This window comes from Arthrobacter sp. SE2 (genome assembly GCF_058244265.1).
Map to the genome: position 1 here is coordinate 1 of NZ_JBZAYA010000041.1, position 9,894 is coordinate 9,894.

At 58.7% G+C, this 9,894-nt stretch carries 8 protein-coding genes and 1 pseudogene; 8 read left to right on the forward strand and 1 reads right to left on the reverse strand.

All coding sequences use genetic code 11. The features are described from left to right. From AC4CS3_RS23680 to AC4CS3_RS23705, 6 genes and pseudogenes are all read left to right on the forward strand, one after another. Positions 1–360, forward strand: a 360-nt coding sequence (locus AC4CS3_RS23680; RefSeq protein WP_490785502.1) for a hypothetical protein, incomplete at its 5' end; no start/stop codon positions are given. A gap of 219 nt (positions 361–579) precedes the next feature. Beyond that, positions 580–798: a hypothetical protein gene (locus AC4CS3_RS23685; protein ID WP_490785503.1), complete on the forward strand. Its 219-nt coding sequence runs from the start codon at positions 580–582 to the stop codon at positions 796–798. 421 nt (positions 799–1,219) lie between these two features. Next, positions 1,220–1,389, forward strand: a pseudogene (locus tag AC4CS3_RS23690) (ParB/RepB/Spo0J family partition protein); the annotation flags it as partial. A 107-nt stretch (positions 1,390–1,496) separates the two neighbouring features. Further along, positions 1,497–2,204, forward strand: coding sequence for a FadR/GntR family transcriptional regulator (locus tag AC4CS3_RS23695; protein WP_490785504.1), 708 nt, complete (start codon positions 1,497–1,499; stop codon positions 2,202–2,204). A 199-nt stretch (positions 2,205–2,403) separates the two neighbouring features. After that, positions 2,404–3,756: an MFS transporter gene (locus AC4CS3_RS23700; RefSeq protein WP_490785505.1), complete on the forward strand. Its 1,353-nt coding sequence runs from the start codon at positions 2,404–2,406 to the stop codon at positions 3,754–3,756. A 29-nt stretch (positions 3,757–3,785) separates the two neighbouring features. Continuing rightward, entirely contained in the window at positions 3,786–4,559 is a 774-nt protein-coding gene (locus tag AC4CS3_RS23705; protein ID WP_490785506.1) for an SDR family NAD(P)-dependent oxidoreductase, read from the forward strand. 1,304 nt (positions 4,560–5,863) lie between these two features. Here the strand turns inward: AC4CS3_RS23705 and AC4CS3_RS23710 are convergent. After that, positions 5,864–6,181 (reverse strand): hypothetical protein, encoded by a 318-nt coding sequence (locus tag AC4CS3_RS23710; RefSeq protein WP_490785507.1) that lies wholly within the window; start codon positions 6,179–6,181, stop codon positions 5,864–5,866. Positions 6,182–7,271: 1,090 nt separating this feature from the next. Between AC4CS3_RS23710 and AC4CS3_RS23715 the strand changes: the two genes are divergently transcribed. Together AC4CS3_RS23715 and AC4CS3_RS23720 are read left to right on the forward strand one after the other, a co-directional pair. Beyond that, complete coding sequence (locus AC4CS3_RS23715; protein WP_490785508.1) at positions 7,272–8,438, forward strand: hypothetical protein; 1,167 nt, start codon at positions 7,272–7,274, stop codon at positions 8,436–8,438. A gap of 427 nt (positions 8,439–8,865) precedes the next feature. After that, positions 8,866–9,861: a recombinase family protein gene (locus tag AC4CS3_RS23720; RefSeq protein WP_490785509.1), complete on the forward strand. Its 996-nt coding sequence runs from the start codon at positions 8,866–8,868 to the stop codon at positions 9,859–9,861. Positions 9,862–9,894 lie beyond the last annotated feature (33 nt).

A 9,894-nucleotide genomic window follows, 5' to 3' on the forward strand; every position in this document is an offset into this window, starting at 1 on the left:
ATGCATCTCATCGTTGCCGGCACGGTCAACGAGCTGTGCGGTGGACGACCCGGAGCCCCCAAAGTTAGCGCGCTCCCCGACGGCTGGCTAGTTTCCGGACCGTCGGGGGCGGCGCGGCTGTTCCATACAGTCGAAGAGCTGTGGGCCGGTGTGATCGGTTGTTTCAAGGATGGCTCCCCTCTGCAGGGCCTACTCAAGGAGCAGCAGGCCTATGCAGCTGACCCGGAGAACGCCGGACTGCCGGCGCGCACGGCCCGTACCGGCATCGGGCTTACCGCGCTGGCAATATCAACCCGGGCAAGGACTCCTCGCTGCCACACCCCGCGCATTCCTCCCACACGAGAAGATTCCCCTCAATAGTAGAGGCGATCGCCCGAAAACGGCGGGGCCGGCAGAATTCCCGTTCCCGCTGTCTGACGCCATGACCTGCAGAAAAGCAGTCAGTGATATACCGATAAATCGCCAGCCCTCGCAGTCCCCGAAGCCTCGGTACCGCTTCACTGACCTCGGGACCGGCTACCAACAACGGCACCGCACCAGGGCGAGCCCATACAACACAGAGAACCAAAGGATAGACAAGTGGGAACAAGCAATCCCGAACTGACGCTGAAGGTGTCGGCCACGGACCGTGCCAGCCTGGACCGCCAGCTCGACAGCGCGGTAAGTGTCGCCCGGGCCCGGGCAATGCGAGAACGACGCAGGGGGATTCTCGTGACACGTCACGGACACGATTCCTTCACCGTCGCACTCAGTGACACCGTGCCCTTTGGCCTGACCCGGGAACGCGACGATTGGTGAACTGAGTCTGCGACAAGCGAATAGTGACGGCGGCCAAAGCACCCGGGATTGATCCAGCGGCAAGTTTCCTCAGTCATTGAGGTTGATGATTTATACCGCCGCCCAGAAGCGGGTTGCGGCACATGTCTGACGCCAACACCCGTTGACAACATCCTTAAGATTCCTTCGGATCACACCTGCCCGCTCCGCCGCGACTAACCTTTCCTTCGTCGTGGCGTAGGGCCAGGAAACCTCGTTATGGCGCTCCTTCGTCGCTTATTTCCTCCGCAAACTTTCCCACCCTCGCCCTGAGGGTAGACGGCCGCGCACCGTCGGCCGCCGCTCCGCGATGCTTCGCCAGCAGCCAAAAAACAAGGGGGGAAAGGCCCGTAGGCCGGGGTCACACCGCTCCCCGCCACTCCTCTGCAAAGGACACGCAACCATGAACGGAAACGCCATACTGGAACTGCTTGACCCGCCACCCTCACCGTGGACACCAACGTCCGCAGGGACGCCGTCCTGACTCCTGACTTCGTGGGCAGCATCAAGGAACACTGCGTGATGAAACCCGTGATCGCCCACCGCAAGGAGGACGGGACGGTGCAAGCCTTAGCCTGAATCTACAGGTGTTGCTTGGGAGTTACCGGCGCCATTCCCCGGAAGTTTCCGGCCGCTTCTGTAATGTTGGTTGTCGAGACCGAACGAAGGCGGGATGCTCTTTGGGCCGCAAGACACTTGTTGACGATGTGGTCGACGGACTGTTGGATGACATCCTCGAGGGGAAACTTGGCCCCCACGATGCCATCCCCAGCGAGTTTGAGATAGCCGACCTCTACGACGTGAGCCGACTTACCGTGCGCGAGGCGCTCAAGGTGCTCGGGGCACAAAACATCCTGTACGTAAAGGCCGGCCGCGGCACGTTCGTCAACCCGCCGGAGACCTGGACCGGACTCGGCGCGATCTTCAAGGCCGCTTCCCGCGACAGTAGCGCGGACCAGGTGGCGGTTGGGCTCATCGAGGTGCGGCGCATGGTGGAAACCGGGGCGGCCGGGCTTGCAGCAAAGCGGCACTCTCCGGAAGACGCGGACCGGATGCAGCAGTGCATCGCCGATATGAAGGTCGCCCGTGCCGTGGGGGATCTGGACCGGTTCGTGGCGGCCGACATTGGATTTCACGACGCCGTGCTTAGGGCCTCGGGCAATCCGTTTGTCCGGGCGCTCCTCGCCCAGCTCGGTCAGCTCCTGTACACGGCCAGGCGGGAAACCTCCGCCGTCCCCGAGATCCAGCTCCATGCCATCGACTACCACCAGCGCGTGCTGGACAGCATCCTCACCGGCGACGCCGAACTCGCCCGCGGGGTCATGGATGAGCATATGGACCAGACGTACGAAGACTACGAACGTTACGTGCGCAGCGCCAAGCCCTGACGGAGGCAGTAGCTTCTCATTGCCAGGCAGAAGTCACATTTAGATCCGACTGTTGACGCCCCTTTCATGCCATCGTATTATTTTTGTCAGATCAGATGTCTGACATCTGACTTAGATGAATCGAATGACTCCCACACATCCCCTGGATTCCCGCTGAGCGCAGTTGCCCGGTGCGGATCCCACAGACAGAAGGTCAAAGATGACTTCCCTCACGATGCGGTCCGCCGCCCTCAGTGAACTGGGTGAACACACGCTTCGCAAGGTCCGCCGCCGCATCATGCCCCTCATCGTCCTGCTGTACTTCGTCTCGTACCTGGACAGGAACAACGTCGGTTTCGCCAAGCTGACCATGAGCGCGGACATTGGCCTCAACTCTGCCGCCTACGGGCTCGGTGCCGGGATCTTCTTCCTCGGATACGCACTGCTTGAGATTCCGAGCAATGCCGGCATGTATCGCTTCGGCGCTCGCAAATGGCTGGCCCGGATCCTCATCACCTGGGGCCTGCTCGCCGCAGCAATGGCCCTGGTGAACGGCGAGTCCACCTACTACATCGTCCGTTTCCTCCTGGGGGCGGCCGAGGCCGGGTTCTTCCCTGCTGTCCTGTTCTACCTGACACTCTGGTTCCCCGCCGCGCAGCGGGTCACCGTGCTGGGGATCTTCATCCTCGCGCAGCCATTGTCCAACGCGCTCGGCGCTCCGGTATCGGGCATGCTGCTGCAAATGGACGGCCTCCTGGGCCTTCACGGCTGGCAGTGGCTTTACATCTTCGAGGGCGTCCCCGCGGTCCTGCTGGGCCTTCTCACCCCGATTCTCATGACAGACCGGCCCCGCGACGCCAAATGGCTCAACGACGACGAGCGCGAATGGCTCGCCAACACCATGGACGCGGAACTTGCCCTCAAATCGAAGTCCGGGCACCACAACTTCCTGGCCGGACTCAAAGACAAGCGCACCCTGGCATACTCCGCCCTCTACTTCGGTCTGGTCTGCGGCATTTACGGCCTGGGCCTCTGGATGCCCACCATCGTCTCGGCGCTTGGCAAGTTCTCGACGACGGAAATCGGCTTCATCGTCTTCATCCCCTACGCCATCGCCGCGGTGTTCGTGTACTGGTGGAGCAAGCGCGCGGACAAGACCGGCAAGCGCGCATGGCACACCGCAGCCAGCATGATTCTCGCCGGCGCCGGCCTGCTCGCAGCCGGCTTCCTGCTCCCGGTCAACCCGTTCCTCGCCATGGTGGGCCTCATCGCCTCAGCCATGGGAATCTACGGCGCCATCGCACCCTTCCTCTCCATGCCCTCGGCAGCGCTCACGGGCGCAGCTGCAGCCTCAGGCCTTGCCCTGATCAACTCGCTGGGCAACCTCGGCGGCTTCGTGGCACCCTACGCCGTCGGCCTGCTCAAGGACGCCACCGGCAACAACCAGAGCGGCCTCGTCTTCCTCTCCCTCTGCCTGGCCGCCACCGGCATAGCCACCTACCTTTACGCACGCAAACGCCCCGAAGGCGACGCCACGCTTGCCCAAGCAGCCGCGCCTTCCGACCCCTCCTGATCCCGAACTACCGAAGGAAACCAAAAGCAATGACCTCCACGAATTTCCCCGCTGAACGCACCGTTGTGCTGACCGGAGCCGCATCCGCCCGAGGCATCGGCCGCGCTGCCGCGGACCGCATGGCCAGCGAAGGCTGGGCCGTGGCCATCCTGGACATCAACGGCGCCGACGCGAAGGCCGCAGCCGACCAGATCGCCACAAGGCACGGAGTCCAGACGATCGGCCTGGCCGCCGACGTCTCCGACAAGGACTCGGTGGACACCGCAATCTCCCGGGTGGAGGCAGAACTGCCTCCAATCGTCGGCCTCGCCAACATCGCCGGCATCAGCAACCCCACCCCGTTCATGGAGGAAACCGTCGAAGGATGGGACCGAGTGTTCGACATCAACATGCGCGGCACGTTCCTGGTCAGCCAGGCCGTACTCAAGGGAATGATCGAACGCAAGGTCGGGCGCATCGTCAGCATCTCCTCCATCTCGGCCCAGCGCGGCGGCGGCACCTTCTCCAAGGTGGCATACAGCGCCTCCAAGGGAGGCGTCATCGGCTTCACCCGCGCCCTGGCCCGCGAAGTCGGCGAGCACGGCGTTACGGTCAACTGCGTGGCACCGGGTCCCATCGATACCGACATCATGGGCGGCACACTCACGGAAGAACGCAAAGCCGAAATGTCCCAGGGCATCATGATGGGCAGGGTTGGCACCCGCGAGGAAGTAGCTGCACTGATGAGCTTCCTCCTCGGTCCGGACGCCGGCTACATCACCGCGGCAACCTACGACATCAACGGCGGCCTCCAGGTCTCCTGATTGTTCACAACACCAAAGAAGGAGTGCCCCCGCAGCTCCGGCTGTGGGGGTAGGCTCCTGTATGTCGGCTGGGGCGCCAAATCGACGTTCGTTGATCCGCGTCCCCGCAGCGCCCGGCAGCACACCGCGTGATCCCGGAGATTTTGGGTGACCTCGCCCCTGCTTGGGCTTTCTACGCCTTCTCTCCCTGACGCGAAGAATAAGTGCACGTCGGAGGCGCTGTGGCCAACTAACGCCGTCGAGGGGTGGCACGGTAGCCCATGGTTTTGAGTTTGTGGACCGCCCGGGTGATCTTTGCATCCCTTCCCGGCAGCCAGGAGACCTTTCAACGGGACAAGCGGGCCCGCGTGTACCTGGTCACTCTTTTGGGGCGCCGCTTCGGGTGATTTACATTTGGCAAGCTGGTTTCCCTCTGTCCAGGTGGTGTTGACTCCAGAAAATCCGCGGAAACACGGGGCTTTGGGGCAGCTACCGACGATAGGAGGAATTATCGTCGGTAGGGCTGAACCGTACATCGGGACACATTTAGATATGTCCTGGAGCGTAACTTTGCATACGCTGAAGCCTTGAGCTGAGCCAGTCGCTCTGGACGATTGACTCTGTAGTGTAGTCATACTTGCGACGGGCTTCATCCCCATAGCCAGCGCTCGGACCATCAGGTGGGGCCGGGTACAACCCCGCTCTACCCGTGCCGGAGCTTCCGGTGAAATGGACGATTTCACATTCATTCGCCGCGACATTGGGGCGTCTGGTTTTGAAGACGATCGCCTGCAAAGAGCTGGCGGCCAGGTAGTGATAGAACGCTCGTGCCACGGTTGGCACCATCAGTTCATCGCTGCTTTCGCCTGACTCGCCTCTGAGATTGGTAGAGGTATCCTCTGGTTCTGTCGACTGCGGCCGCGTCGTGTCCGCGTCCCGATAGGCACTTGGGTATCGAAGACGACGAACCCAGGGTGAGGTAGTTCGTGTTCGAGACAGTACTCTCCAATAGCGGCGCTGAACCCGGCGTGAAGTACAGAGCGGATGCCCTTGCCTCGATCCGCGCGTGAACGCCCCCGTAACGACGACATCCGGGGGCGAACCGAGTACGAACGCTGCACTTTTCGGCATCCGGCGGATTCCAGGAGGTGAGGACGGTGCGTAGGGCTTCCGAGAAGTCGATCTCAGTTCGTTTCCCGATTCCTTCCATAACTGGGTTCGGCGGTTTCTGGTTGTTCCTGCGCAACAGTCGCGCTCAACGTGCGCAATTCCGCGATCTGACCCCATAGGGTTGATCCAACTCTCCAGCTGCTACCTACGGGCCATTAGCTCGTCCGGTCCCTCTTGGGCTGGACGGATGCGACGCTCGATGTCCGCGATCCATTCGGTCTCTGATGTAATTTGAGTACCAGCGTGGAGGTTTGCTCCCGCGCCTCCGTCAAAGCGCTGCGAATCCCCGTCAGGGTGGATGCGAGATCTTCACGCAGTGCGCGCGTGCGTGGCGCCTCGGCATCTATGGCCTCGGTGAGCTGAACGGTTTCGTAAACCGCATGATCACGTTGTCGGTGTTCGGCGGTTGCGCCACGGAACACGCATTCCCCGGCATCGAAGTAGCCGAGCAGCGTGCCGGCCGACGTCACCATGTGGAGACGCTACATGTCGGCCTCGTATTGAGTGTCGAGGAGGGCGAAACGTGCAGTGAGAGCAGCAGCCTCGCTGGCGCCGGTCCCGACGGCGCCATTGGCCATCGAGAAGGTCAAGCTGTGAGACGGCCTTGTCGCGTTTCTTGAGCTCTTCAGACACGGCCGCCGGACGACTGCTGGATCGCGTTATTGACGCGGGCGAGCATGCTTACGCGCTCCCCGCGCTCGGGTGCGTCCTTCAACAGGGTGCCCGTTTGACTAGGAGTGGTCGACCACCGCGAGTTGGGTCCGATTGAGGCGCCGGAATGCGGTGGGGTCTTCCCCAGCGGTGAAGCCGGATTCGTTTTCCAACAAGAGTTTGAGGGCCGACAGCTCGGTCGTACGGGTGGTGTAAGTGCCAGATTCGATCGGTGAGACGGGGACTTGGACAGCGTTTCGGACGCCCTGGACCTTGCAGTGTCCCTGGCGAATGTGCCCAAAATGTGCCCAAAACCCTGATTTCGCCAAAGCAAAAGGCCCCCGATCCCTTGTAAACAAAGGGAACCAGGGGCCTTTCATATGGCGGCCCTTCTGACACAAGGTTGGAACACCGGATCATGGAGATCGATTAACCAACTACTGCAAGAGTAGTCGAACAACTTTTCTAATCCTTATTGAGAACCCGAGATCTTTCGAGTTTATGATAGCTGCTCACGAACAACTCCGATAACTTGTCAACCAGGGCACTTCTGGTTGCGTCGCTAATTAACGCATTATCTTCGCTTTCCCCCGGGCTAAGCGAAAAGATTACATTATTAGAAACACAAAGTTCATTCATGAATTTATTATAGTCCTGGAATGGTAGGGAGTGATCGAGATAAGATAGGTACGCTTCGGCAGCCCTGTGTGGATCCTGACCATCCGATAGACCAACGGCGCAAAGGGAATCTATTACGGCAATTTGCGTGCGAATCTTTCGCTGCATCTCAATCGCACTTCTTACGATATAGAACGACGCCAGTGCGAATAATATAAACCAAATCCATGCCATGTTAATGAGTATTGTATTCGAGAGCTCTCATTTAAGCAATGAATGATATTATCAAGATAAATGAATGCATTGGTTGAATGGGTTAGAGCAATAATAGAAGAAGGGGCTAGAGCCAGTCCAAGTCTTAACCTCAACATGCGTCGAATGATTGCTCCAGGCGTTAATCCTTTTCAACTCTCCAGCCTAATTCGCATGGAGCCTCGAGGAAGAGTCCAGCAACTTGGATCACTGCCAGAAGTTGCCTCGTCGGTACACTGGGTAAGTGCATCTAGCCCAGACGAGAACTGGTCAATTGGAGAATTTCCCGTCCATTTATCAGCCCTACTTACCTTGACTACTGATAGAAGAATTCGAATCCTTGAGGAGGTTGAAACTGGAATTGCCGGTACTGACGATGTTCTTTTTATACCAACAAGCTACATCGCAGACCCAAGACTCGTCAGCCCCATACCTGAGATAGAGGTGGAAGTTGAATTCGGGACACTACTTAGGGAGCTGTGTTCACTTGGTGAGAATGAGCAACAAGCCATAAGCGAGGCAATAAGTCTGCACCATGGAGCTGCGTTGATATTTGACTCCGATATATCCGCAGCTTACACACTACTTGTAGCTGCACTCGAACGTCTTTCTCAAGTCTTCAGCAGCCCTAAGAAAGACTGGGAAGATTGGCATAAGGCTACCAGCTGGGACTCCTTTATGAGTAAAAACGACCTATCTGAAGATCAAAAAGACAAGATACGCAAAAAGCTCCTAAAAGACGAGCATCTTCGAATCAAGCAGACTTTTGTTGATTATATTTGTTACGCCCTTCCTGATGACTTCTGGAATCAAACGTGGAGGGACGCGGTTTACACCATGGATTTACAGGCTGGCAGCCAATCGTCCTTCTCAGGATTTCAATGGAATCACTCATTTCAGATGCATGAACGCGTTGGGTATGATCGCGACGTGTTGAAGTCTGCCTTGAGTAAAACCTATGATGCACGATCTAGCTTTGTTCATCGTGGCACACGGACCATCACGCCAACATCTAGCATTGACCTGAATGTAACAGCCGACACGGCAGTACCGTTCGCAGTTCTGCGTTCTATACTGACCAGTCTTATCAAACATGAGCTATCAACCCACGCCGATGACAGTTTTGAACTCCCAAATATTATTTATGCGGATAGCTCAGGCGAACCCATCAAGCCACCCGTCCGACCGCCCATCCAGCCGCGTCGCTGACAAACCCCCGAACTGCCGCGACTTCCCGCGGTGCTCTCGTCTTTACAGCTAGGGACTGATCCTCCCATTGGGAGGACATCTGGGGGACAGGGGTCGGCCACTTAGGCAGTGGAAGTCAGAAGGGTTTGTGGCGTCAGGTCCGGAGGCTTCGGTCGGACCAAGTGTTGCAATTTCCGCATCATATTCTTTCTGGTGTGAATAGCCCGATTGACCCCCGATCTCCCTCATCGTGTCGCCTCTAGTTGCCCCCGATCGGACACTTGAAGACGTTTTGGATCGGAGCTATCGTCCGAGCATGCACAGACCCAAGAGCTCACCCGGAGGCAGAATTGCCGGGACGCAGACCACCACAAATCGTTCTCTTAAAACGAGCCACCCGTCAGCTACTGACGGTGGCTTGACTTTGCTTGAGCCTGAGTCTGCGGCGATGAAGTCGGCCATTATCTATCTGCGTGTGTCGACTGCCCGCCAAGCAACCAAAGGTGGCGAAGCAGAGGGCTATTCGATTCCTGCCCAGCGTGCCGCCTGTATCCGAAAGGCTGGTGAGCTCGGTGGGGTCGTAGTTGAGGAATTTGTCGATGCTGGCGCGTCAGCCCGATCGGCCGATCGTGACGGACTCCAGGCACTGCTGGTTCGTGTTGCTGAAGGCGGCGTGGACTACGTTATCGTACACAAGGTAGATCGTCTGGCGCGTGACCGAGCCGATGACGTCGCGATTCTACTGGCGATCCGCAAAGCTGGTGCAGTCTTGGTGTCGGTCTCGGAGCAGATCGACGATACGCCGGCGGGTACGCTGACGCACGGCATCATGGCCGTTATTGCTGAGTTCTATTCCAAAAACCTCAGCACCGAAGCGAAGAAAGGCATGGCCGAGAAAGTCCGTCGTGGTGGCACGCCAGGCTACGCGCCGCTGGGCTATGTGAACACTGTTGCCCGCGTCGATGGCGTGGAGATCAAGGGAATTGTCCCGGATCCTGAACGAGCGCCGCATATTATCTGGGCATTCGATGCTTACGCCACAGGAAAATGGAGTGTCTCGACCATCCGGGATGAGCTGGAGGCGCGGGGTCTAAAGAGCCGCAAGACCAAGACGTTGCTTGGGTCTCCACTAAACAACTCGCAGGTCCACCGCATCTTGTCCCACCCGTATTACATGGGTCAAGTCAGGTTCAAGGGTGTACTGCATGAAGGCAAGCACGAGCCGCTAGTGTCGCCAGAGACGTGGCATACCGTCCAGAATGTTCTAGCGGGCCGACGTCTAGCGGGAGATCGCTCGTGGCGACATACTCACTACCTGAAAGGGATGTTGGTCTGTAATCGCTGCAGTGGACGAATGAGCTACGGACTCTCTCGAGGCAAGGGCGGCACCTACGCCTACTTCTTTTGCCTCGGACGCCATACCGGAATTTGTCAAGGTGAATGAGGCCAGTGGGAGTTAGGCTGCTGCTTTTGTGTC

Excerpts from the sequence above, each read along its gene's own strand:
- AC4CS3_RS23715 (WP_490785508.1), top strand. The coding sequence starts at position 7,272 with ATGAATGCATTGGTTGAATGGGTTAGAGCAATAATAGAAGAAGGGGCT.
- AC4CS3_RS23720 (WP_490785509.1), top strand. The coding sequence starts at position 8,866 with ATGAAGTCGGCCATTATCTATCTGCGTGTGTCGACTGCCCGCCAAGCA.
- AC4CS3_RS23700 (WP_490785505.1), top strand. The coding sequence starts at position 2,404 with ATGACTTCCCTCACGATGCGGTCCGCCGCCCTCAGTGAACTGGGTGAA.
- AC4CS3_RS23710 (WP_490785507.1), bottom strand. The coding sequence starts at position 6,181 with ATGGTGACGTCGGCCGGCACGCTGCTCGGCTACTTCGATGCCGGGGAA.
- AC4CS3_RS23705 (WP_490785506.1), top strand. The coding sequence starts at position 3,786 with ATGACCTCCACGAATTTCCCCGCTGAACGCACCGTTGTGCTGACCGGA.